This window comes from Dellaglioa sp. CoH-55-MRSF-8 (genome assembly GCF_056782195.1).
In genome coordinates, this window is sequence record NZ_JBXAYH010000004.1 from 39,089 (window position 1) to 63,319 (window position 24,231).

Consider the following 24,231-nt stretch of genomic DNA (forward strand, 5'->3'; position numbering starts at 1 on the left):
TAAACCAAATATTAAGTCTATACTGACAGATTGAGAATGTGAGTATTTCAATATTTTTAGACGGTATAAAAGTGAAACAAACCAAACTTTTTGTTAGATTGTAGTAAGATGAATAGCGTAATCTATATTAATGGAAGAAGAGTGAGCTAATGGTAAATAAAATGAAGGCCATCGCAGCATTTGGAAAATTTCCGACAGAAGATAAAAATGCATTACGAGATGTCAAAATCGATAAACCGACACCTGAAAATCATGATATTCTTGTGAAGGTAACGGGTATTTCAGTGAATCCAATAGATTATAAATCAAGAATGTTAATTGATTCTGAAGAAAAATTACTTATTTTAGGTTTCGATGCAATCGGGGTCGTCTCTGAAATAGGATCAGAAGTAACACAATTTAATAGTGGTGATAAGGTTTTTTATTTAGGTGTCAATAATCGTTCAGGAAGTAATGCTGAGTATCAGCTAGTTGATGAACGACTAGTTGGAAATGCACCCAAGAAAATAACAGACAGTGAAGCAGCCGCTATGCCACTAACAGGTGTAACAGCATGGGAAGCATTATTTGAAAAATTAAATTTCATTCCAGAGAAAAATGCCAATAGTGGAAAATCAGTTTTAATTATTAATGGAGCTGGTGGTGTAGGCTCTATTGCTATTCAACTTGCTAAATGGGCTGGTTTGACTGTTATCACGACCGCTTCAAGATTAGAAACGAGCGATTGGGTTAAAAAGATGGGCGCTGATATTGTCATTAATCACCGAAAAGATTTGAAGAAACAATTAGTTAAATTAAATATTAATGAAGTTGATGGTATTCTAATATTGCACTCAACAGAAACTTATTTTGATTTAGCAGCAGATATCATCAGACCTCAGGGTATTATTACTTCAATTGTGGGCACATCTGATAATTTACCAATTGGTAAATTAAAAAATAAAAGTAATGAGTTTAAATGGCTAACAGTTTTTACTAAAGGTGTATATTACACGGCAGATATGAGCTCTCAAGGTAAAACATTAAATCGCTTAGCCACGTTATTAGATGAAGGCAAACTAAAATCAACGATGACTAAATCATTGGTGGGGATTAACGCCGATAATTTACGAACGGCTTCTGAAGTTGTTGAAAATGGTAAGATGATTGGAAAGTTTGTAATAACTGGTGAATTTAACGCGGAGGTATAAGCTATTGAGTAAAAAAGAAATTAGAAAAATGATTATTAACAAGATGGTTGATTTGGCAAAAAATAAGGTCCTTGAAAAAAGGAATCAGGAGAAGGCAATTATTGATAAAGTTTTACAATCTGAAGAATGGGAATCGGCTGATTCAATCGGATTAACAATTAGTCAATCGATTGAGTTTAGTACTAACGAATTACTATTGGCGGCACTGTCTCAAGGTAAGAGGGTGTATATACCAAAAACGATGCCTGAAAAGCAACTTGCATTTTTACCTTACTTATCTATTGAACAGGTGCTTATAAAAAGTGATTATGGACTATTAGAACCTGAATATAATGTTGCACTTGAAAAGAATAATTTAGATTTAGTGATTGTACCAGGAGTTGGGTTTAATTTAGAGAATAATCAAAGGATTGGCTTTGGCGGTGGTTATTATGATCGGTATATTGCAAAATATCAACCAAAAACAATTTCACTTTGTTTGGACGTTCAAAATGTAATTTCTGAGAAATGGACAAGTAATCAGTTTGATATTAAAATTGATAAAATTATTACAGTATAAGTTCTATTTGAATAAATCCTTAACAAAATACAGTTTAATAATATTATTTACATTAATATACGAATATAGTAAAATTGTAATTGCTCATTAATGAGATAAACACGAACAAATGTATTTATGAAAAGGAGATTTAAAATGATTAATCGCATTAAATCATATTTTGAAATTGATCAGTTACATACAACGGTTAAACGCGAAATGTTAGCTGGTTTTACAACGTTTATATCAATGGCTTACATATTATTTGTTAATCCTACGATTTTAAGTGCTTCGGGGATGGACAAAGGGGCAGTATTTACTGCAACTGCATTATCAAGTGCTTTAGGCTGTATTTTAATGGGTATTTTAGCTAAATACCCAATAGCAACAGCTCCCGCATTGGGTATTAATGCCTTTTTCTCATATTCAGTTGTTATAGGTATGGGAATTCCATGGCAAACAGCTTTAGCAGGTGTATTTGTAGCATCACTAATTTTTATTTTAATTACTATTTTTAAACTACGCGAAATGATTATTAATGCTATTCCAAGTAACTTAAAATACGCTATCTCAAGTGGTATTGGTTTATTTATTGCTTTTATCGGTTTACAAGATGGTGGCTTAATTATCGCAAACAAATCCACAGTTGTGGGCCTAGGTCCATTGACCGTTGGTACAACATGGTTAACAATCTTTGGCTTAATTGTTACTGCAATTTTAATGGTTAGACGTGTTCCAGGTGGTATTTTTATTGGGATGTTTGCAACAGTTATTCTAGGATTCATCACAGGATTAATTAAAATGCCAACACAAGTTGTTGCCGGTGCCCCAAGTTTGGCCCCAACATTTATGCAAGGCGTTAAACATATTAGTGATATTAACACGGTTCAGTTATGGGTAGTCGTTTTAACCTTCTTGTTAGTTACTTTCTTTGATACTGCTGGAACACTTGTTGGGTTAGCTCAACAAGCCGGATTCATGAAAGACAATAAAATGCCTCGTGTCGGTAAAGCTTTAGTTGCTGATTCAACAGCAATGCTTGCTGGCTCTGTTTTAGGAACATCTCCAGTTGGTGCATATGTTGAGTCTTCAGCAGGTATCGCCGTTGGTGGACGCTCAGGTTTAACGGCTGTTACAACTGGATTATTATTTATTGTCGGGATATTTTTCTCGCCATTATTATCAGTTGTAACAACACAGGTCACTGCTCCAGCATTAATTATTGTTGGTGTATTGATGGCACAATCTTTAACAAAAATCGAATGGACAAAAATGGAAATTGCAATTCCAGCATTTTTAATTGTAATTGGTATGCCATTAACTTATAGTATCTCTGACGGGATTGCTTTGGGAATGATTTTTTATCCAATTACAATGATTGCTGCTGGTCGTCGAAAAGATGTTCATCCAATCATGTACGGACTGTTCTTTGTGTTCTTACTTTTCATGTGGATTTTAAATGTTTAAATAAAATAGCAAACGTAAATGACAGATCTACTATAAACATGGTATTATTTAGACTAAGAGTTTAAAGCGAACAAAAATAATACAATAGGAATGGAGAATATGATGACAAGCGAAAAGATACACATTGGATTACTTTTTGGTGGTAATTCATCAGAACATGACGTTTCAAAACGTTCAGCACATAATATCTACGATGCAATGGATAAAAATAAGTACGAAGTTAGTTTATTCATGTTTACAAAGGAAGGTGTACTACTTGGAGATGCTGCTTCACGTCGCATTTTTGATGGCGAACCAGAAGCAAAAGTTGTTGAAGATGTCTTACCAACAATTGATTTTACAAATCCGTTAGCTAATATCATGAGTTTAACTGAAGTTAAAGATATTGATCTTTTTTATCCAGTTATTCATGGTAATATGGGTGAAGATGGTACAATTCAAGGATTATTTAAACTTTTAGATAAACCATATATTGGTAGTGATGTTCGTTCATCAGCAATTTCATTTGATAAAGATTTAACTAAGAAAATGTTAACGTTAAATAATATCAGAAATACTAAATATTTGGTTGTTAAGGCCAACAATCGTGCTGAAATGACTTACGCACACATTAGTAAGGAACTTGGAGAAGTTGTTTTCATTAAACCAGCTAACCAAGGATCATCAGTTGGTATTCATAAGGCACATAACGAAAAAGAATTCCTTGAAGGTATAGAAGATGCATTTTTATATGACACAAAGCTTTTAGTTGAAGAATCAATCGAAAATCCTGATGAAATTGAATGTTCAATTCTTGGAAATACTGATTTAAAAGCTTCAAAATTAGGTGCAGTTATCGTACCTAAATCTGATGTATTTTACGATTACAATAATAAATTCGTTGATGCTTCAGGTGTGGAATTTGAAATGCCTGTTGAATTACCAGATGAATTAACAAAAGAAATCCAAGACATGTCATTACGTGCTTTTGAAGCATTGGGTTGTCGTGGTTTAGCACGAATTGATTTCTTAGTTAAAGATGGTATTCCATATCTTGGTGAACTAAATACGTTACCTGGATTCACAAACATTTCGCTTTATCCACAATTGTGGGAAGTTTCAGGAATTGGTTATTCAGAATTAATTGATAAATTAATCCAATTAGCATTCGACGAACATGCCGCTGTTAAAGAATTACATTATGACTTTACTGAATTACCTGAAATCTAAATTTTAAGAAGATTATTAGTCTGGAGACAGCACTAGTAATCTTTTTTATTTGAGTGAAGGAGAGAATAGAATATGGAAAGATGCCCATGGGCCCAATCGGGTAATCAGTTAATGCAAGATTATCATGATGAAGAATGGGGAAAGCCGCTTTATGGCGATCAACAACTATTCAGATTATTGAGTTTAGAATTAATGCAAGCAGGGTTGAGCTGGAAGACCGTTTTAAATAAACGTAATCATTTTAATCACGCTTTTGAAAATTTTTCAATTTACAAAGTTAGTCAATTTGATGAAGATAAAATTGCGGAACTAATGGAAAATGCAGATATTATTCGAAATAAGCAAAAAATTATCGCTATTATCGCGAATGCACAGGCGATCATAAGAATGAACCAAGATGGGCAATCATTTGATTCATTTTTATGGGAATTTGTAGCAAATAAACCAATTAATAATCTCTGGCGACATGCAGAGGATGTTCCAGCTGAAACCGACATTTCAAAAAAGTTATCTAAAGAATTGAAGAAATTAGGGTTTAAGTTTGTTGGTCCTAAAATTATTTATTCATTGATGCAAAGTATGGGTATGGTAGATGACCATATTACTTTATGTAAATTCAAGACAAAATAAAAAGAAATTAACCAATTATGGCTAATTTCTTTTTTTATTTTTTAAGATTATTTTTAAGAGCAGGTGTGTTATTTAAATCTGTTCGAACAACTAAGACATCAGAAACAGCAACTCGAGTTACGTATTCTGTAACTGAACCAATTAATAATCGTTCGACTGCATTCAATCCAGTAGCGCCGATCACAATTAAATCAATATCTAAATTAATAGGAACATTTTTAGCAATAACTACTTTTGGAGAACCATACTCAATTGAGTAGTCAACATTCTTAAGACCAGCTGCTTTTGCTTGTGCAATATACTTATTCAATGTCTCTTTTGCTGTATCACTAACTTGTTCAACCATTGACGTATCAAAACTTGAGATATTTTGGAATGCTCTAGTGTCAATAACATGCAAAAGATGAAGTGTAGAATCTTCGCCATTTCTTAAAGCTACTTGTACTGCTTTTTCGAATGCTAATTTTGCTTCATCAGAACCATCTACAGGAACTAAAATATTTTTATATTGTTGTAACATGGTCGGCCACCTCTTTCTTTTATATACCTCTATTTTACGACAAAACGAATGAAAATAGAAGTAAAAACGGTTACAAAGTTAGATTAATGCATAAAAAAAGATAAAATAATTGTTAAAGCACCAACCGTAAGGCAGGCTAGAGTAACTAGTATCCCACAAAATATGGGTATAAAAATGATTACTGAAATTAAGCCAACTAAGCTTTCAATACAGATAATTAACCCAAAGACAAGTAGTATTGAGCTTAGCACCTGGTTTGACTCAGGTTTAAATATCATAAAATTTTTGTTGCGATGTGAGAATAAGTAATAGCCGATAGTCAAGAGTAAGAGTGAAAGAACGGCTAAAAGTATCCGAATTAACATTTAAAGACTCCTTTATTCTTAATAAAAAAAGTCTGAGCAAACATAGTTTGCCCAGACCATCAAAGCAAAAGCTTTGGAATATCCGCGTAGTGCCGTTAATCATCTTCGTGAGTTGAGCCCGCAGTGAAGCAGGTGGCATCGACTGTACTAGCCTCTAACTACCAAGTGAAAAGGCTTGAAATTAGCTAGCCTATCAAGTTGACGCCTAGGTATAATTATTTGTTCGGTCAACATTCTAATAAGATAACGCGTACACTTCAGAACTTCATCTTTAATATAGCACAGACTTTTAAAAGGTGCAACAATTATGATGTAAGCGGCAACAAATCATCTTTTTGATGGATGTAATTTACTATATTGTTCTTTAAGTCCTTGTTCATAACGCCCGTTTGCTTTAGGCTCATAATAATTAGCATCTTTCAATTTATCTGGAAGATATTGTTGGGCAACCCAATCATTTGGATAGTTATGTGGAAATTTATAACCAATACCATGACCTAAATCTGCAGCACCTTTGTAATGTGAATCTTTTAAATGAGCAGGAATATCTCCAAAACCACCTTTTTCAATATCAGCAATTGCATTATTTATGGCAACATTTGCCGAGTCTGATTTGGGTGAGAGGCAGAGATCAATTACTGCGTTAGACAGAGGTATTTTAGCCTCTGGAAAGCCAATTTTTTCTGCCGCCTGTACAGCAGTTAAGGTTCTAGCACATGCTGCAGGGCTACTTAATCCGACATCTTCGTATGCCATTGTGATTAAACGCCTTGCAATTGTAGGTAAATCACCAGCAAGAATTAAACGTCCTAAGTAATGTAAAGCCGCGTTAACATCGGAACCTCTTACTGATTTTTGAAAAGCAGAAATAACATCATAGTGAGCATCGCCATCTTTATCATGGGTTAATGCTTTTCTTTGTAGACACTCTTCTATGACTGATAGTGATAAGGTAATGACACCTGAACTATCAGGTGGGGTTGACTTAGCAGCTAGTTCAAGTGCATTCAAAGAACTACGTAAATCTCCGTTGGTTGCTCGCGCTAAGTGTAACCGTGCATTAGCTTCTAAATTAATATTAAGATTTCCGAGACCAATATTTTTATCTACTAGTGCACGATCAAGTGCAGTTTCAATATCATTTTCGTCTAAAGGTTTAACTTCAAAGATTTGTGTTCGACTTCTAATAGCTGGATTGATGGTAATGTAAGGATTTTCTGTTGTTGCACCGATTAAAATAATTTGGCCACTTTCTAAGTGGGGTAATAAGAAGTCTTGTTTAGGTTTCGTTAATCGATGGATTTCATCTAAAAGTAAAATAACAGTACCGCTCATTTTTGCTTCTTCAGCTACGATTTCAAGGTCTTTCTTAGAATCAGTTGCAGCATTTAATTTACGAAATGCATACTGAGTTGATCCGGCAATAGCACTGGCGATACTCGTTTTACCAGTGCCAGGTGGTCCGTATAAAATCATAGATGAAAGCAGTTTTGCTTCGACCATTCGTTTGATAATTTTACCTGGACCAACAAGGTGTTGTTGGCCAACGACTTCTTCAATTTTAGTTGGTCGCATTCTGAATGCAAGTGGTTGTAACATATGTGGCTCCTTTCACGTTGATTACTAAAGAATAGTATAGCATATTGCATAAATTTAATTGGCACAATGGATTGCAAATATGAAGGATTAATTCAAATATTTGGTACAATGTAATAGACAAATGAGGAGGCACAATGATATGAAACTAGATGCAATCGGATTACAAATTCAGGAAGAAAAGCTCGCACCTCTACTTAGAAAATCGTTGATAGGATTAGAGCGAGAAACTCAAAGAGTGAAGAATACGGGAGTGCTGAGTTCAACTGATCATCCTGAATCATTAGGAGATAGATTTAAACATCCTTATATAAAAACAGATTTTGGCGAATCACAAATGGAATTTATCACGCCACCAATTGAGGGGGCTGATAATGTTATTAACTATCTAGATGCCATTCAACAAGTCGCAACACAAGAATTGGATAGTGATGAACAGTTATGGCCATTGAGTTCAATTCCTAAATTACCAGTGGATGAATCTAAAGTAAGAATAGCGCATCCAGATGAATTAGGATTTATATACCGAAATAAATTAGCAGAAAAGTATGGAAAAAAACGTCAACTTTTTACGTCTGTACATCTTAATTTTAGCTTTCCAGAAAAAGTAATTCAGATTTTATTTGATTCTGAGTTTCATAGTTATTTTAATTCTTATATAGAATTTCATAATTACGTCTATTTAAAAATTGGACGCAAATTTATGGAAAAGAGTTGGCTTACAACTTACTTGTTTGGAGCAACACCAATTGTTGAAAGTACTAATTATAATGCTTGTCATCCGGTTAGAAGTGTTAGAAACAGTGAATTTGGCTATACCAATATTGATAGTTCAGTTCAAGCTTCTTATCGATCAATTAACTCATACGTTACGTCACTTAATAAGATGGTCCAGAATGGTAAATTGTTATCATTTTCTGAATATTATGGAGATGTACAATTTAAATCAGCTACTAAAAAGGAAGATACATTAATTTCATCTGGTGTTAATTATATTGAACTCCGTGGATTTGATGTTGATCCATTTTCTCGTGTTGGTATTCAAGGTGACACAATTAAGTTTATTCAATTATTAGCGGCTTACTTTCTAATGACGCCAGATATGGCAGAAAATGAAGTTGATGATATTATATTTAAAGCGAAACAATTAAAAAATGAGGTGGCAATAGAAGACCCTAAAACAACCTCGATTGTTAAAAATGCTGCAATAAAACTGCTGAACGAATTAATTTTATTTAATGATAATTTTTATCTAGATAAAAATTTAGAGGATACATTAGTTCAATTTAAATTACAATTTGAACGACCTGAATTGAGTCTGAGTGCAAGGATAGTTGATGAAGATATTAATAAATCGTTGGCTGATTTTGCAATGGAACAAGCAAAATCTAATAAGATAAAGTATCAGTCACAGTTAAGTTCATTGATTGGCTTTAACTGTTACTCGAAAAATACGCAGCTTATTTTAGCAGCGTTGATAAAAAGAGGGTCTTATTTTGATCTTGTTGACAGTGATTTGGACGTCATACGGGTGAACGGACATCTTCTGCAAAATGGGGTAATTTCTGATTTAGATACCAGTGTTTTAAACAAAATTGCATATGACAAGCAAACAACTAAAAAAATATTGGGCAACCTTGATATTAAAGTTCCTAGTAGTATTAATGTACACACTTTAGATGAAGCTATGAACTATTATGCAGATGTAGTCAACAAAGCATTAGTTATTAAGCCAAGATTCATAAAGAGCAGTCAAGCAACACATGTATTTCGAGTGGCTCCGACGTTAAGCGAGTATAAAGAAGCCGTTAAACGTATCTTATCAATTGATACACAAGTTTTAATTGAAGAAATTACTGTTGGGTCAGTCTATCGATTTATGATTGTAGGTGGCCATGTAAAGGGTATTGTTGAAAGATTACCAGTTAGTGTAGTTGGCGATGGACGAAAGACGTTGGCACAGTTAATTACAATAAAAAATGCACAAGTAGAACGTACTAGTCAAGGTCCATGGTATCCGCTTAAATTGTCAGAAGTTGAACATCAAACAATAGCATCACAAGGTATTACTGAATCAACTGTTATTTCAAGAGGGTCTGAAGCAATCATTAGATATGATAGTAATTTTTATTCGGGTGCAAATCAAAATGAAGTTAGCAATCAAATGGACGAATCATATATAGCGTTAATTGAAGGTTATGCAAAACGTTTAAAAATGACGATGGGGGCAGTTGATGTGGTTATTCCTAACTTGTATATAGCATATGACTATAGACATAGGGATGCTTTAACCGTTCTTTCAATTGAAACGGCTCCTGATTTATCGATAAATTCGTTTCCTAATTTTGGAGATAACCAGCCTATTGCTAATGAAATAGTAAAGATTTTAGAAACCAAATAAAAAACTTAAACTACACTTAATATAAAAGTGTTAGTTTAAGTTTTTATGCTAATCGAATAAATTTTCAAAAAATGATTTTTTCTTTTCTGGCGTTTCAACTTGTATAATTGGATATTTTTCATTAATATCAATAACAGATTCATTAATCGCATTTTTTTCAGAAGCGACAACTAGCCCCATAATTTCAACCCCATCAGGAGTATCATTATTTGATGTTAATGTAAATTTAACATCATGCTTATGCGTTAAGGTGATGTATGGGGCTAATATATTCTGATCAATTGTACCATTAAGTAGAACATGATAGTCGGGATGTTCAAGTAGTTCTTTTTCAAATCCAGCCATATTTTTAGATGCTGTTACCTCAGCAACAGTCATTGCTAGGCTGACCCGCTCTCTAAATGTCCCTAAGTACTTTCTTTGTTCATCGGGATGAAGTTGAGGTGTTCCGTAAAGGCCAGATTGAAGATGTGGATCTAAGTTATTTTCAGTCATGGAGTTGACCACCTTTCAGTAAGTTATGAATTTAGCATACCATGTTTGATACAAAAGGAGAGAGCGAAATGTTTATAAAAGATGATTTTTTAATTTTTAAAGATCAAACATTAGACGGACGATTAAAAAAAATAAAGACAATTATTGATCCCAAATTCGAAAAGGTGGGAGCTGAACTACTACCTTTTTTAGAAGAACAATTAGGAATTAAAATGTATTTGCACATTGCAAAACATGCTAGAAGATCAAAAAATCCACCGCCTGATACTTGGATGGCTTTTAGCGAGAATAAACGTGGCTATAAAATGATGCCACATTTTGAAATTGGTTATTGGGATGATCGGTTATTTATCTGGTTATCTGCATTAGCAGATATTAAAGACAAAAGCTTGTATGAAGAGGGCGTTTCTGAATCAATAATAATGATTCAGAAACTAGAAGATACTTTCGTGTGGTCAGTGGATCATACAAATAAAGAGACGGGTACTTTAGCAAACACAATAACACTTACTGATAGTCAAAAGTGGAGTAGTGTACAAACTAAAGAACTATTGATTGGACAGAATTTAGCTATTGAAGATGAGTTTTTTAGCTTAAATGAATATAAACAACTAAACGACTTGAAAAATACATTACTGCCACTAATTGAAATCTATAAAATATGGACAAAAAAAACATCTCATTAAGAATGAGATGTTTTTTAATTTGAAATTATAATTTGTTGTAGTATTCAACGATAAGTGATTCGTCGATATCTGCTTCAAGTTCTTCACGTTCTGGTAAACGAGTTAATGAACCCTCTAATTTATCAGCATCAAATTGTACGAATTGTGGACGGCCAACTAATGCTTCCATTGCGTCTTTAACAATTTGTAAACTCTTTGATTTTTCACGTAATGAGATTACTTGACCGATTTCAACTGCGTATGAAGGAATATCAACGCGGTTGCCATCAACAGTAATGTGACCATGGTTTACCAATTGACGAGCTTGGCGACGAGTAGAAGCCAAACCTAAACGATAAACAACGTTGTCTAAACGACCTTCAAGTAAGATCATGAAGTTAACACCATGTTTACCTTCGCGAATTGTACCAGCTTTAATAAATAAGTTAGCAAATTGACGTTCTGATAAACCGTACATCATACGAAGTTTTTGTTTTTCTCGTAATTGTAAACCATATTCTGATAATTTACGGCGATTGTTTTGACCATGATCACCGGGTGCATAAGGACGACGAGCTAATTCTTTACCAGTACCTGTTAAAGAAAGACCTAATCGACGTGAAACTTTCCAACTTGGGCCAGTATAACGTGACATATATAAATTCCTCCAATATTTGTTTTGGAGTAAAATAATCCTTTGTGAACTTAGTATTCGTGCAGTTTGTTTTGCAATGTTCACCTTTGCAGCTGAAAGGGTACTAATTGAACCAAGACAATTGGGCAACAAACTGTTGACGAGCTTACCGTCCACCGCTGCATTATTTTACACAAGACTCATCATACTGTCTTTTTAAACTAATGTCAATTTGTTTTCACGTTTGTTTACATAATAAAAAGAATGTATATAATTAATAACATTAATTTCTATAAATAATAGATAAAAGCTAGTGAACGCTTTAAAGGTCTATGATATAATGATTAGAAGCATAAAATTTGAATGTGAAAAGTAAATATAAATTTTAGTAAGCTAAAGGCGGGATTAGGATATGACACAGATTTTTGTTGGAATAATAGTAGTAGCCATTATTATCTATGCAACAGCGTTTTTTCTTCAGAAACGCAATGAAAAAAAATTCGAAACATTTCGTGATCAAGTAAAGGTTATTGCTCATTCTGAAGTTGAACAACAGCTTCAGTTAACGAAGGATTTGGGGTTAACAGGTGAAAGTCTTAAAACATTTTCAGCATTACAATCAGACTTTAAAGAAGTGCAAAATGCAAAATTGCCTAAAATTTCGACACAAATTAATGAAGCATATGAAGCAAACTCGAAATATCAATTTCTTTCTAACCGTCAATTAGCGGCAGAAATAGAAGTAAAATTAATTTCAAGTGAAAAAACACTTAAAGGGATTGAAAAAGCATTAACGTCGTTGAAAGAAAGTGATGAAAGTAATCATCAAGCTGTTGATTCACTTGAAAAAAAATATCAGGATTTACGTAAAACATTATTATCAAAGAACTTTTCGTATGGACCTAGTATCGATAAACTTGAGGATAAACTAACTGGTCTTGAAGATGATTTTGACCGTTTTTCAACATTAACGAGTGCTGGAGATCATGATACGGCTGAAAAAGTTTTAAGTAAGTTAAGAGAAGATACAACTTCGTTAGAAAAGATTCTTGATGAGATTCCACCACTATATAAAAGTTTGAAGAACGAATTTCCAGATCAACTTGCTGAATTACAATCTGGTTACATGAAATTAACGGATGAAAATTATAATTTTCCAGTGGGGGATGACATCCCTAAACAAATAGACGAAATTCAAACACGTGTTGACGAAACATTACTTAAATTAGAGAACCTAGAAGTAGCGTCAACAATTGTTGCAGTTAATGACATGGCTAATCAAATTGATTATTTATATGATGTTATGGAAAAAGAGTTGGCCGCAAAAGATAAGATAGAAAAGCAAGAAGAAAGTTATCGTAAATTCATTGATCATGCTGAAAAACAAAGTCAAATGCTTTTAGTTGAATTAGATAGATTGGGTCAAAATTATGAATTAAGTCATAATGAATTAGAAGACGCGCAAAAATTAAATCAACAAATTAGGGACATTGATGCACAACATGATACTGATAAAGCGGTTATTGATTCTGGTGAAGCAATTTATAGCGAGATGGCTGAGCGAGTTGAACAAAACTCTAAGTTGTTAGAAAAAATTGAATCTGAACAACAAAAAATTGATGCTAGTATTCAGGATTTACGTAGCAATGAAAAAAAGGCCAGCGCAACAATTCAAAGATTTGATATTGAATTACATCAAATTAAAAGACAAGTTGAACAGGTTAATCTTCCAGGACTACCTAATGATTACTTAGATTTTTTCTATGTTGTTAGTGATGAAATTGAAGAAGTTGAAGTAGCAATTGGTAAATTAAGAATTAACATTGAAAAAATTGCAAAACAAATTATCGATATTGAAGCAGATCTTGAAAGTTTAGAAGATAAGACACACGATCTTATTGATAGTGCATCGTTATCTGAGAGTTTACTACAATATGCGAATAGATTTAGAAATTCGAATGAAGAGATTGCAATTGCATTTGAAAAGGCAAAGCAATTATTTAATAATGATTTTAATTATGCAGCTAGTTTGGAAACAATTGCGACTGCATTAGATAAAGTAGAGCCTGGTTCATATAAAAAAATAGAGAAACAATATTATGATAATATGGAAGACAGCTTTGAAATTGAATAGTAACTATATTAAGTGGGGACTAGGGCATTAATTTGTTCAGTCGCCACTTTTATATTCTATAAAGAAACACCAGGGATGAATAAAAAGTGTCAATCTGGTACGAAGTATATTATAATGAGAAAAGTATTTTTCAGAAAAGAAGGTAACTAATGATTTATTTTGATAATAGCGCAACAACAAAAATAACGCCCGAAGTTTTAGATACATATAATAAAGTTAGTGACCAAGTATGGGGTAATCCATCTAGCCTAAATAACTTAGGTGAGATAGCTCATAATTTATTAGAGCAGTCACGCCAACAGATCGCAAGCTTATTAAATGTATTTGAAGATGAAATATTATTTACTGGAAGTGGAACTGAAGGTGACAATTGGGTAATTAAAGGAACGGCTATGGCAAAAATGAACCATGGTAAGCACTTAATTACGACAACCGTTGAGCATCCTGCTGTTATGAATACAATGGCTCAGCTGGAACAGCTTGGTTTTGAGGTTACCTATTTGCCAGTTGATGATGAGGGGCGAATTAGTATTGATGATTTAAAGGCTGCTTTGAGATCTGATACTATTTTAGTTTCAGTTATGGCAGTTAATAATGAAATTGGAACCATTCAGCCTTTAGTTGAAATTGGGGACGTACTAAAAGATTATCCAACAGTTCATTTTCATGTGGATGCTGTTCAAGCCATTGGTAAAGGTGTGCAAGAAGCTTTTATGAGTGACAGAGTAGATTTTGTAACGTTCTCTGGGCATAAATTTCATGCGCCACGTGGAGTAGGGTTTATTTACAGTAAAAGAGGTCGTCACATTGAACCACTTCTTACAGGTGGTGGACAAGAACATAACTTACGTAGCGGAACTGAAAATGTACCTGCAATTGCTAGCATGGCAAGAGCATTGCGATTATTATTAACAGATGAAACTAAGATGGTGATGAAACAAAAAGCTGTTAAAGAATTAGTTTTCAACCATATTAGTAAGTTTGATAAGATTACAACTTTTTCAAAATTACAATCAAATTTTGCGCCACATATATTGTGTTTTGCAATTGAGGGTGTTCGTGGCGAATCAATTGTTCATGCATTTGAAAGTGAAGGAATATATATTTCAACTACAAGTGCTTGTTCATCAAAGAAAAATCAAGCATCTGGCACATTATTAGCAATGAATGTGCCAGAACCGCTTGCTAAATCAGCCGTTCGAATCAGTTTTGATGGAAATAATACGCTAGAAGAAGCAAAAGAATTTAATCGTATTTTTGATATTTTGTATCATAAATTTGAAAAAATTAATTCTAAATAATGAGAGGATGTCGACATGCAATATACAGAGATAATGGTTCGTTATGGCGAACTATCAACAAAAGGAAAAAATAAGAGGAACTTTATTGATCGCCTAGGAACAAACGTTCGAAATAGTTTACATGGTTTTGATGATTTAGTTGTTAAAGCAAATCGTGATCGGATGCACATTAATTTAAACGGTGACGACAGCGAATTAGTTATGCAACGTTTATCACAGGTTTTTGGGATTCAAAATTTTTCACCTGCAATTCGCGTTGAACAAGATATGGATTTAGTTAAAGAAACAGCTGTAGCAATGATTAGTGAGCAATTTGTTGAAGGGACAACATTTAAAGTTAACACACGTCGTTCTGATCATGATTTTGAATTAGATACTAATGAGTTGAATGACGAACTAGGTGGCTGGATTTTAGATCACGTGCCTGGCATTACTGTTAAAATGAAACAGCCTGATATTATTTTACGTGTTGAAGTTCGTTCAAATGGGATTTTCTTATCTTCTGAAACGCGTCAGGGTGCTGGTGGTTTACCCGTTGGTACTGCTGGTAAAGGGATGTTAATGTTATCAGGTGGAATTGATTCGCCTGTTGCAGGGTACCTTGGTATGAAACGTGGTGTTTCAATGGAGATGGTTCATTTCTTCAGTCCACCATATACAAGTGAACAAGCTTTAGCTAAGGCTAAAGAACTAACAGTTAAATTGACACCTTATGTTGGAACGATTCAATTTATTGAAGTTCCTTTTACTGAGATTCAAGAGCAAATTAAACATGATGTACCAGAACCATATTTAATGACCATAACACGTCGTTTCATGTTACGTTTAACTGAAAAAATTGCCGAATTACGTGGTGGATTAGCAATCTTTAATGGAGAATCATTAGGCCAAGTTGCTTCTCAAACACTTGAAAGCATGGTTGCAATTAATGACGTTACAACAATGCCAATTATTCGACCAGTCGTTTCAATGGATAAAAATGAAATTATTGATGTTGCTAAAAAAATTGATACATTTGAACTTTCAATTAAACCATTTGAAGATTGTTGTACAATTTTTGCCCCACCAGCACCTAAAACAAAGCCTCGTTTAGACCGTTCAAGGGAATTTGAAGCTCGTTTGGATATCGATGGCTTAATGGAACGTGCATTGGCAGGTGTCAAGGTTAGCAAGATTCGTGTTGGCGAAGAATATTTAAATGAAAATAGTGAATTATTCGCAGAATTACTATAGTAGCACTTTAAAAGATTAGACAAATCGGTCTAATCTTTTTTTGTCCAATCAAATAAGTCGCTTCTTAAACAGTAATTGAGTAAGATAGAGATAAATAAAGAAAGGGTGGTCAATTATGAAAGTAACTCGTCATGGTAGTGAAATGGATACAGTTGGGGAAGCACCAAAAGTAGGGGAAGTTTTTCCTACAGTTAATGCGTACGATGAAAATGATCAAGTTGTAACATTACCTAAAAGTACAGGTAAAAAATTAGTATTAAGTGTTGTTCCAAGTATTACGACAAGTGTTTGCAGTATAGAAACAAAACGTTTTAATATGGAAGCAGATAATTTTAGAGATATCGAATTTATTACCGTATCTGATGATTCAAAAGAAGATCAAAAAAATTGGTGTGCCGCTGAGGGTGTAAACAATTTACAATTGCTTCATGCAGATAAGGGGAATTTTGCGAAAGTTACTGGATTAGATGTTCCGGAATTTGGTCATATGGCTCGAATGGTTTTCATTTTAGATGAAACTGGACATGTTATTTATGAAGAACTGGTTACGGAAATCTCAAATGAGCCAGACTACGCTAAACTACTTGAAGAATTAAAAAAATAAAATATTGACGATTTTCAGAATAAACGCTAAAATGTGACTACAGACAAAGAATGAGAACACCAGTCATTTCAGAGATAAAATGCTAGGCTGAAACATTTTAATTAGACATTATGGTGGTAGCTCAGGAGTCGTTATTCTGAAATTAAGTAGGAATAACCGGACATTATTGTTCGTTAAAAAGTAATTAAGAGGGGTTAAAACCCAATTTAGGTGGTACCACGGCACTGTCGTCCTAAAACAGAAATGTTTTTTGATGACGGTGTTTTTTTATGCCTAAAATAAAATTGATAGATGAAAAGGAGAACTCATGACAAAAGAAGTTGAATTATCAACAAAATATGATCCAAGTCAGGTTGAACCTGGCCGTTATGAAGAATGGTTGAAAAAAGATTTATTTAAACCTAATGCTAATCCAGAAGCAAAACCTTATTCAATCGTTATTCCACCGCCTAATGTTACTGGTAAATTACATTTAGGCCATGCTTGGGATACAACATTACAAGATATTTTAATTAGACAAAAAAGAATGCAAGGCTTTGATACGCTTTGGTTACCAGGAATGGACCATGCTGGAATTGCAACACAAGCAAAGGTTGAAGCTAAACTAGCTGAACAAGGTGTGACGCGTTATGATTTAGGCCGTGAGAAATTTGTACAACAAGTTTGGGATTGGAAAGATGAATACGCTGATGTTATTCATAAGCAATGGGCTAAAATGGGATTATCACTCGATTATAGTCGTGAACGTTTCACATTAGATGACGGCTTGTCAGATGCCGTAAAAAAAGTCTTTGTTAATTTATATAATAAAGGATTAATCTATCGTGGCGAATACATTATTAATTGGGATCCTAAAGCAAGAACCGCTTTATCAGATATTGAAGTCATTCATCAAGATGATGAAGGTGCTTTTTATCATGTTAAATATCCATTCGCTGATGGTTCTGGATTTATTGAAATAGCGACAACACGTCCAGAAACGATGATGGGCGATGTCGCTGTTGCTGTTCACCCTGATGATGATCGTTACAAAGATATTGTTGGTAAAAAAGTCATTCTACCACTTGTTAACAAAGAAATTCCTATTATTACAGATCATTATGTTGATATGGCATTTGGGACAGGGATGGTTAAAATAACACCTGCTCATGATCCTAATGACTTTGAAGTAGGTAATCGCCATGACTTACCTCGTATTAATACAATGAATGAAGATGCAACAATGAACGAAAATGCTGGTAAATATGTTGGCATGGACCGTTTTGAAGCACGTAAAGCAATTGTTAAAGATCTTGAAGCTGAGGACTTAATGATTAAGATTGATCCAATTACACATAGTGTTGGTCATTCTGAAAGAACTGGCGTTCAAGTTGAGGCCCGTTTATCAACACAATGGTTTGTTAAAATGAAACCACTCGCAGAAGAAGCTTTGAAATTCCAACAAGGGGATGACAAAGTTGGATTCGTCCCAGAACGATTTGAAAATACATTTACACAGTGGATGGAAAATGTTCATGATTGGGTTATTTCACGTCAATTATGGTGGGGACATCAAATCCCAGCTTGGTATCATAAAGAAACTGGCGAAATGTACGTTGGTGAGGTTGCACCAACTGATATCGAAAATTGGGAACAAGATAATGATGTCTTAGATACGTGGTTTTCAAGTGCTTTATGGCCATTTTCAACAATGGGTTGGCCAAATACTGATGCACCTGATTTTAAACGTTATTTCCCAACTAATACGCTTGTCACAGGATATGATATTATCTTCTTCTGGGTATCACGAATGATTTTCCAAAGCTTAGAATTTACAGATGAACGTCCATTTGAACACGTTTTGATTCATGGATTAATTCGTGATGAGAATGGCCGTAAAATGAGTAAATCACTTGGTAATGGGATTGATCCAATGGACGTTATTCAAAAGTATGGAGCAGATGCACTTCGTTGGTTCCTATCTAATGGATCTGCACCAGGACAAGATGTTCGTTTTAGTTACACTAAAATGGATGCTTCTTGGAACTTTATTAATAAAATTTGGAATGCTAGTCGATTTGTTATTATGAATTTAGATGGTGTGGATAAAATTGAATTACCAGCTAAATCAGAATGGCAGCTTGCTGACAAATGGATATTAAGCCGATTAAATACAACTGTTTCTGAAGTTACACGCTTATTTGATGTCTTTGAATTTGGTGAAGCTGGTCGTGCTCTATACAATTTCATCTGGAATGACTTCTGTGATTGGTATATTGAAATGAGTAAAGAAAATCTTAATGGTGAAGATCTGACAGTTAAGCAAAATACACAACAAATTTTGGCTTATGTTTTAGATCAAACATTGAAATTGCTTCATCCAATTATTCCATTTGTAACTGAAGAACTTTGGTTAACAATGCCTCATGAAGGGGAATCAATTGTTGTTGCAGATTACCCAGTGGTTCATCCAGAATTTGAAGATGAACAATCAGTTATTGATATGAACAATTTAATTGAATTAATTCGTGCTGTTAGAAATAATCGTGCAGAAGTAAATGCACCTATGTCCAGTGCAGTTGATTTATTGATTAAAACAACTGATGAAAAAACAAAGATTATTTTTGAAGACAATCAAGAATTTATTCAACGATTCTGTCATCCTAAGGAACTTCAAATCAGTTCAAATGTTGTTGCTCCTAAGCTAGCAATGACGTCTGTAATTACGGGAGCAGAGATTTATATGCCACTTGCTGAACTAATTGATTTGAATGACGAAATTGTTCGTTTGGAAAAAGAAGTTAAAAAACTTGATGTTGAAGTTGTGCGTGGAACTAAAAAATTAGGCAATGAAAAGTTTGTTGCTAGTGCACCTGAGGCAGTAGTTACAAAAGAAAAAGAAAAATTAGCAGATTACCAAATTAAATTAACAGCAACTAAGGAAAGAATTTCTGATTTAAAAGCAGAAGTTTAATCTAACAAAATAGACTTATTTCGGGTACAATATACCTGAGATAAGTCTATTTTTTTTAGAAAGCGGGACGGAAAATTGATCACAACTTACGAAGAGGCACTCAATTTTATTCATGGGCGAACAAAATTTAAAAAAAGTCCATCTTTGAATAGAATGCGAGCATTTATGGAACGCTTAGATAACCCACAAGGTAATATCGCGATGATTCATGTTGCTGGAACGAATGGAAAGGGCTCAACAGTTGCATTTTTACGTGAATTATTAATTGCACAAGGGTTGAATGTAGGAACTTATACTTCACCATTCATTGTTAAATTTAATGAACGTATTTCCTTAAATGGACAGATGATTGATGATACCGCCCTTTTACATTTAGTAAATGTCGTGAAACCAGTTGTTGATCGAATGGATATTGAACTAGCCGATTTTGAGGGGGGACCAACTGAATTCGAAATTATTACTGCAATGATGTTTGTATACTTTGGCAGCATAAATCCTGTAGATATTGTAGTTGTTGAAACGGGCTTAGGCGGGAAGTATGATTCAACTAATATTATTGATCCAATTATTTCAGTTATTACAACAATTGGTCTAGATCATATGAAAATATTAGGTAATACAATTGAAAAGATAGCGCAACAAAAAGCAGGTATCATTAAACGTAATCGGCCTATTATCGTTGGTAGAGTAACTGATGAAGTCTTTAGCGTGATTAATAATGAGGCTAAATTAAAAAATAGTCCTATTTTTCGATTAGGAGTGGATTTTAATGCTAAATCTGAGGGAACAAAATCATCATGGGAAGAAATTTTAACGTATACGTCGAATAAATTGAATATTAAACAACTTTCTGTGCCATTATTAGGTGAATTTCAAGATGAAAATGCAGCAACAGCAATTGCTACTTTTGAGAAGGTTGCTGAAATTCAGGGATGGGCCATTAGTCCTAAATCAATTAGGCAAGGTATTTCAGAGACACGATGGCCAGGACGTTTTGAAAAAGTAAATGATGAACCGTTAGTTATTTTAGACGGTGCGCACAATAGCGCAGCAGTGGATCGGATTACGCAGTTGCTTAAAACGCATTTTCAAGATAAAGAAATCACAATTATTTTTGCAGTACTAGCGGATAAGCAAGGCAAACAAATGCTGGAAAAATTAGCTGCAGTTCCTCATGTACGAGTTATACTAACTCAATTTTCAGGGCCACGTCTAGTAAGCAAAATAGATGATTTCAACGTTAATAAGTTTGATAATGTCTCCATTCAAGAAAGTTGGAAAGAGGCATTAGTTCAAAGTGTTGGCGAAATGTCTTCTGATGATTTATTACTTGTGACAGGATCGTTGTACTTTATTTCGGAGGTTCGTAGTTATTTTGTATCAGAATAATTTAAATAAGTGAATTTCTCGTATTTAATAAAAAATAGGAGGAATCACCATGTCACTTATTTCTAGTTGCTCAAATGAATATCTACTGGAACAAATCCAAAAGTATCAATGTGATAATTTATCAGATAAAGAGCTTTTGACGGTTGTTTTTAGTTTATTATTAACGAACCCTAATGATGTTGGAAAGTGTGTTAATAATTTTTCTTCACGTTACCAATCTTTAAGCCAACTAAAAAAATGTTGTTTAAAAGATTATCAGTTATTGATGGATGGGAATAATCAGTCTACAGCATTACAATTACAAGCTATTGTTACACTGGGAACACGAATCAACAGTGAACCTCATTTTATTTGTGGACAAATCTGTTCAAGTCATGATGCTGGGGTTAGAATGGTTGCTGAGTTAGGTGGATTAAACCAAGAGTTTTTAATTGGATTATTCTTGGATACAAAAAATCAAATTGTAAAACAAGAGACATTGTTCATTGGAACTTTGAATTCAGCAACGGTCCATCCAAGAGATATTTTTGCAGTTGCATTAAAATATGGTGCAGCTAAAATTATATTGGTCCATAATCATCCGAGTGGGCATGTGACACCATCTAAGAATGATATTATTTTCTCTAAAAGAGTTGAAAAATGTGGTATTCTTATGGGAATTGAGCTGTTAGATCATATTATTTCGGGTAATACTAAATATCTTAGTATGAAAGAAGAGGGCGTCCTTTGATTATCAAGGGTGCTCTCTTGTTCTATGAAATTAGATATGATAAACTTAATAAGATTATGGATTCAAAATTAATTACCTTATAATAATTTAAGATAAACTTAATAAAAATTAGTAAATATTGAATGAAATCTCACTTTTGATTATGATATAATGTAAATACTACGAATAAAAGCGCCTAGAAGGCTGACGATGAAGGGAAGAAAGACTGTGTTTGGATTTGGAACAAAGAATATAGGAATTGATTTAGGAACAGCTAATACAATCGTGTATGTTGAGGGAAAAGGTATTGTTTTACGTGAACCTTCAGTCGTCGCTAAAAATGTTAAAACTGATGAAATTGTTTCTGTTGGAGAAGATGCTCGTGCAATGATCGGTCGTACACCAAGTAGCATTGTGGCTATTCGCCCAATGAAAGACGGTGTAATTGCTGATTATGACACAACAGTTGCTATGATGAAATATTACATTCAAAAAGCTTTAGGTAAATCTGCAGGTAAACCTTATGTAATGGTATGTGTTCCTAGTGGCGTTACAGAAGTTGAAAAACGTGCCGTTATTGATGCAACTCGTGTTGCCGGTGCGCGTGACGCCTACGTTATTGAAGAACCATTTGCTGCAGCAGTCGGCGCTGGATTACCAGTGATGGATCCAACGGGTAATATGGTTGTTGATATCGGTGGTGGAACAACAGATGTTGCTACAATTTCATTAGGTGGTATTGTTTCAAGCCGTTCTATCAGAATGGCTGGCGATAAATTGGATGAATCAATTGTGTCATATATTCGTCAAAACTTTAATTTATTGATTGGTGAAAGAACAGCTGAACAATTAAAAATGGACGTTGCATCTGCATCAGTTAAAGATGCTGCATCAATTGAAGATACAACTATCAGAGGACGTGATTTGATTACGGGTCTTCCTAAAACAGTTACTGTAAAAGCAACTGATATTGCAGTTGCTATTCAAGAATCTATTGCTGAAATCATTACTGCTATTAAGGAAACATTGGAAGAAACTTCTCCAGAAATTGCTGCTGATGTGATTGACCATGGTATTGTATTAACAGGTGGTGGTGCATTATTAAAAAACCTATCAGAAGTTATTTCTGAAGTTACAAAAGTGCCTGTTTTTATTGCTAATGAACCACTCGACTGTGTTGCAATTGGTACAGGTGAATCATTAAAAAGTATCGACGTCATGAAGAAAAGATAGATTTTAAAAATCACATAAGCTAAAAATGAAGAGGTTGGTGGTTTATTTATCCAGCCTCTTAATTTTTTAGTTAATTATAAGGTAAGTGGAGGATAGCGAACATGCAGAAATTTTTTTCAAATAGAAGACTAATCATCATTTTAATAGCCATTATTGTGAGTTTTAGTTTAATTTCATTTTCAGTTTCCGTTAGAAATAAAAAATCAACACCACCGCTCATTCAAGAATTTGGTAATGATGTTGTTGGTCTATTTGATAGAGCAGTTAGTTATCCTGCAAATGGCTTAAAAAGTTCAGTTATTGGTATTTCTGATCTTTTAAATACATATCAAGAAAATCAAAAATTAAAAAAACAAGTTGATAAATTAGCACAAGTTCAAGTGGAATCAGACACTGTTAAAAATGAGAATAAACAGCTGAAAAAGGAATTAAAATTGGACAGTACATTGACTGATTATACTTCAATTAATGCATCTGTTTTAACGCGATTACCTTCTGGTTGGCTAAATCAACTTGTGATAAGTAAAGGTAGTGCGTCTGGTGTTAAAAAGAACGCACCAGTGATGGCTGGTTCTGGATTGATTGGTCGTGTTATAGAAGTTAATAAAACAAATAGTAAAGTTGAATTAATATCGACTACTAATGATTCTGCTAATAGATTTGCAGTTCAAGTAAATAATTCAAACGATGATATTATTAATGGTTTAATTACTGACTATGATAAAACAGATAATTTATTAATTATGGGTCAAATTACTTCTAAGAAAGCCTTGAAAAAAGGTGATTCTGTTGTCACATCTGGTCTTGGAGGCACAACACCAAAGGGTTTAAATGTTGGTGTTGTGTCTAAAGTTGAGCAAGGTGATTATGGACTTGCTTCTAAAATTTATATCAAACCTGCAGTTGATTTGAGTGACCTAACGGTTGTAACAGTTGCTCAGACGTTGGATTAGAAGGTGAGATTA

Annotated in this window: 20 protein-coding genes and 1 other annotated feature; of the genes, 16 read left to right on the plus strand and 4 right to left on the minus strand. The window is 33.8% G+C overall.

The features are described 5' to 3' along the window. The first annotated feature begins 149 nt into the window (after window positions 1-149). The 5 genes from AC1RPW_RS05385 (at window position 150) to AC1RPW_RS05405 (ending at window position 5,034) form a co-directional block, all read left to right on the plus strand. The gene (locus AC1RPW_RS05385) at window positions 150-1,190 is read left to right on the plus strand and encodes a zinc-binding alcohol dehydrogenase family protein (RefSeq protein ID WP_481761657.1); all 1,041 of its coding nucleotides are present in this window, start codon (window positions 150-152) and stop codon (window positions 1,188-1,190) included. Between the two features lie 4 nt (window positions 1,191-1,194). Then, a complete protein-coding gene (locus tag AC1RPW_RS05390) occupies window positions 1,195-1,749 on the plus strand; it encodes a 5-formyltetrahydrofolate cyclo-ligase (RefSeq protein ID WP_481761658.1) in 555 nt (184 codons plus the stop codon). A 135-nt stretch (window positions 1,750-1,884) separates the two neighbouring features. Continuing rightward, window positions 1,885-3,195, plus strand: a complete 1,311-nt coding sequence (locus AC1RPW_RS05395) for an NCS2 family permease (RefSeq protein WP_481761659.1) — start codon at window positions 1,885-1,887, stop codon at window positions 3,193-3,195. A 102-nt stretch (window positions 3,196-3,297) separates the two neighbouring features. Beyond that, window positions 3,298-4,404 carry a D-alanine--D-alanine ligase family protein gene (locus tag AC1RPW_RS05400; protein WP_409022784.1) on the plus strand — a complete coding sequence of 369 codons (1,107 nt, stop codon included), beginning with the start codon at window positions 3,298-3,300 and terminating at the stop codon, window positions 4,402-4,404. A gap of 72 nt (window positions 4,405-4,476) precedes the next feature. Beyond that, a complete protein-coding gene (locus AC1RPW_RS05405; RefSeq protein WP_481761660.1) occupies window positions 4,477-5,034 on the plus strand; it encodes a DNA-3-methyladenine glycosylase I in 558 nt (185 codons plus the stop codon). Between the two features lie 34 nt (window positions 5,035-5,068). On the opposite strand, the gene AC1RPW_RS05410 is transcribed toward AC1RPW_RS05405, so the two are convergent. Both AC1RPW_RS05410 and AC1RPW_RS05415 read right to left on the minus strand, forming a co-directional pair. Then, entirely contained in the window at window positions 5,069-5,554 is a 486-nt protein-coding gene (locus AC1RPW_RS05410) for a universal stress protein (protein ID WP_409022337.1), read from the minus strand. Window positions 5,555-6,246: 692 nt separating this feature from the next. Then, on the minus strand, window positions 6,247-7,518 hold the full coding sequence (locus tag AC1RPW_RS05415) for a replication-associated recombination protein A (protein WP_481761661.1): 1,272 nt from the start codon (window positions 7,516-7,518) through the stop codon (window positions 6,247-6,249). A 139-nt stretch (window positions 7,519-7,657) separates the two neighbouring features. On the opposite strand from AC1RPW_RS05415, the gene gshAB reads away from it, so the two are divergent. Beyond that, entirely contained in the window at window positions 7,658-9,916 is a 2,259-nt protein-coding gene (gene gshAB / locus AC1RPW_RS05420) for a bifunctional glutamate--cysteine ligase GshA/glutathione synthetase GshB (RefSeq protein WP_481761662.1), read from the plus strand. A gap of 48 nt (window positions 9,917-9,964) precedes the next feature. Here gshAB and AC1RPW_RS05425 read toward each other — a convergent pair whose 3' ends face one another. Then, window positions 9,965-10,411, minus strand: a complete 447-nt coding sequence (locus AC1RPW_RS05425) for a YueI family protein (RefSeq protein WP_481761663.1) — start codon at window positions 10,409-10,411, stop codon at window positions 9,965-9,967. A gap of 68 nt (window positions 10,412-10,479) precedes the next feature. Here AC1RPW_RS05425 and AC1RPW_RS05430 point away from each other — a divergent pair, with 68 nt between their 5' ends. Then, window positions 10,480-11,097 carry a DUF1054 family protein gene (locus AC1RPW_RS05430; protein WP_481761664.1) on the plus strand — a complete coding sequence of 206 codons (618 nt, stop codon included), beginning with the start codon at window positions 10,480-10,482 and terminating at the stop codon, window positions 11,095-11,097. A 25-nt stretch (window positions 11,098-11,122) separates the two neighbouring features. On the opposite strand, the gene rpsD is transcribed toward AC1RPW_RS05430, so the two are convergent. Next, a complete protein-coding gene (gene rpsD, locus AC1RPW_RS05435) occupies window positions 11,123-11,731 on the minus strand; it encodes a 30S ribosomal protein S4 (RefSeq protein ID WP_409022342.1) in 609 nt (202 codons plus the stop codon). Window positions 11,732-12,122: 391 nt separating this feature from the next. Here rpsD and ezrA point away from each other — a divergent pair, with 391 nt between their 5' ends. The 9 genes from ezrA (at window position 12,123) to mreC (ending at window position 24,219) form a co-directional block, all read left to right on the plus strand. Continuing rightward, window positions 12,123-13,844 carry a septation ring formation regulator EzrA gene (ezrA, locus tag AC1RPW_RS05440; RefSeq protein WP_481761665.1) on the plus strand — a complete coding sequence of 574 codons (1,722 nt, stop codon included), beginning with the start codon at window positions 12,123-12,125 and terminating at the stop codon, window positions 13,842-13,844. 149 nt (window positions 13,845-13,993) lie between these two features. Continuing rightward, on the plus strand, window positions 13,994-15,145 hold the full coding sequence (locus AC1RPW_RS05445; protein ID WP_481761666.1) for a cysteine desulfurase family protein: 1,152 nt from the start codon (window positions 13,994-13,996) through the stop codon (window positions 15,143-15,145). A 15-nt stretch (window positions 15,146-15,160) separates the two neighbouring features. Next, window positions 15,161-16,378: a tRNA uracil 4-sulfurtransferase ThiI gene (thiI, locus tag AC1RPW_RS05450; RefSeq protein ID WP_409022345.1), complete on the plus strand. Its 1,218-nt coding sequence runs from the start codon at window positions 15,161-15,163 to the stop codon at window positions 16,376-16,378. 115 nt (window positions 16,379-16,493) lie between these two features. Beyond that, window positions 16,494-16,982, plus strand: coding sequence for a thiol peroxidase (gene tpx / locus AC1RPW_RS05455; RefSeq protein WP_481761667.1), 489 nt, complete (start codon window positions 16,494-16,496; stop codon window positions 16,980-16,982). A gap of 37 nt (window positions 16,983-17,019) precedes the next feature. Beyond that, window positions 17,020-17,220: a binding site (T-box leader), on the plus strand. A 69-nt stretch (window positions 17,221-17,289) separates the two neighbouring features. Continuing rightward, window positions 17,290-19,935, plus strand: coding sequence for a valine--tRNA ligase (locus AC1RPW_RS05460; protein WP_481761668.1), 2,646 nt, complete (start codon window positions 17,290-17,292; stop codon window positions 19,933-19,935). A gap of 75 nt (window positions 19,936-20,010) precedes the next feature. Continuing rightward, on the plus strand, window positions 20,011-21,324 hold the full coding sequence (locus AC1RPW_RS05465; RefSeq protein ID WP_481761669.1) for a bifunctional folylpolyglutamate synthase/dihydrofolate synthase: 1,314 nt from the start codon (window positions 20,011-20,013) through the stop codon (window positions 21,322-21,324). 49 nt (window positions 21,325-21,373) lie between these two features. Further along, window positions 21,374-22,054, plus strand: a complete 681-nt coding sequence (radC, locus tag AC1RPW_RS05470) for a RadC family protein (protein ID WP_481761670.1) — start codon at window positions 21,374-21,376, stop codon at window positions 22,052-22,054. A gap of 207 nt (window positions 22,055-22,261) precedes the next feature. Then, window positions 22,262-23,266 carry a rod shape-determining protein gene (locus AC1RPW_RS05475; protein WP_409022785.1) on the plus strand — a complete coding sequence of 335 codons (1,005 nt, stop codon included), beginning with the start codon at window positions 22,262-22,264 and terminating at the stop codon, window positions 23,264-23,266. A 101-nt stretch (window positions 23,267-23,367) separates the two neighbouring features. Further along, window positions 23,368-24,219: a rod shape-determining protein MreC gene (mreC, locus tag AC1RPW_RS05480; protein WP_481761671.1), complete on the plus strand. Its 852-nt coding sequence runs from the start codon at window positions 23,368-23,370 to the stop codon at window positions 24,217-24,219. The last annotated feature ends 12 nt before the right edge of the window (window positions 24,220-24,231 follow it).

What these genes read in the sequence shown, in the direction of transcription:
- AC1RPW_RS05405 (WP_481761660.1), top strand. Translation starts at nt 4,477, where the DNA reads ATGGAAAGATGCCCATGGGCCCAATCGGGTAATCAGTTAATGCAAGAT.
- AC1RPW_RS05445 (WP_481761666.1), top strand. Translation starts at nt 13,994, where the DNA reads ATGATTTATTTTGATAATAGCGCAACAACAAAAATAACGCCCGAAGTT.
- AC1RPW_RS05400 (WP_409022784.1), top strand. Translation starts at nt 3,298, where the DNA reads ATGACAAGCGAAAAGATACACATTGGATTACTTTTTGGTGGTAATTCA.
- AC1RPW_RS05395 (WP_481761659.1), top strand. Translation starts at nt 1,885, where the DNA reads ATGATTAATCGCATTAAATCATATTTTGAAATTGATCAGTTACATACA.
- rpsD (WP_409022342.1), bottom strand. Translation starts at nt 11,731, where the DNA reads ATGTCACGTTATACTGGCCCAAGTTGGAAAGTTTCACGTCGATTAGGT.
- AC1RPW_RS05410 (WP_409022337.1), bottom strand. Translation starts at nt 5,554, where the DNA reads ATGTTACAACAATATAAAAATATTTTAGTTCCTGTAGATGGTTCTGAT.
- gshAB (WP_481761662.1), top strand. Translation starts at nt 7,658, where the DNA reads ATGAAACTAGATGCAATCGGATTACAAATTCAGGAAGAAAAGCTCGCA.
- AC1RPW_RS05460 (WP_481761668.1), top strand. Translation starts at nt 17,290, where the DNA reads ATGACAAAAGAAGTTGAATTATCAACAAAATATGATCCAAGTCAGGTT.
- mreC (WP_481761671.1), top strand. Translation starts at nt 23,368, where the DNA reads ATGCAGAAATTTTTTTCAAATAGAAGACTAATCATCATTTTAATAGCC.
- thiI (WP_409022345.1), top strand. Translation starts at nt 15,161, where the DNA reads ATGCAATATACAGAGATAATGGTTCGTTATGGCGAACTATCAACAAAA.
- tpx (WP_481761667.1), top strand. Translation starts at nt 16,494, where the DNA reads ATGAAAGTAACTCGTCATGGTAGTGAAATGGATACAGTTGGGGAAGCA.
- ezrA (WP_481761665.1), top strand. Translation starts at nt 12,123, where the DNA reads ATGACACAGATTTTTGTTGGAATAATAGTAGTAGCCATTATTATCTAT.
- AC1RPW_RS05430 (WP_481761664.1), top strand. Translation starts at nt 10,480, where the DNA reads ATGTTTATAAAAGATGATTTTTTAATTTTTAAAGATCAAACATTAGAC.
- AC1RPW_RS05415 (WP_481761661.1), bottom strand. Translation starts at nt 7,518, where the DNA reads ATGTTACAACCACTTGCATTCAGAATGCGACCAACTAAAATTGAAGAA.
- radC (WP_481761670.1), top strand. Translation starts at nt 21,374, where the DNA reads ATGTCACTTATTTCTAGTTGCTCAAATGAATATCTACTGGAACAAATC.
- AC1RPW_RS05425 (WP_481761663.1), bottom strand. Translation starts at nt 10,411, where the DNA reads ATGACTGAAAATAACTTAGATCCACATCTTCAATCTGGCCTTTACGGA.
- AC1RPW_RS05385 (WP_481761657.1), top strand. Translation starts at nt 150, where the DNA reads ATGGTAAATAAAATGAAGGCCATCGCAGCATTTGGAAAATTTCCGACA.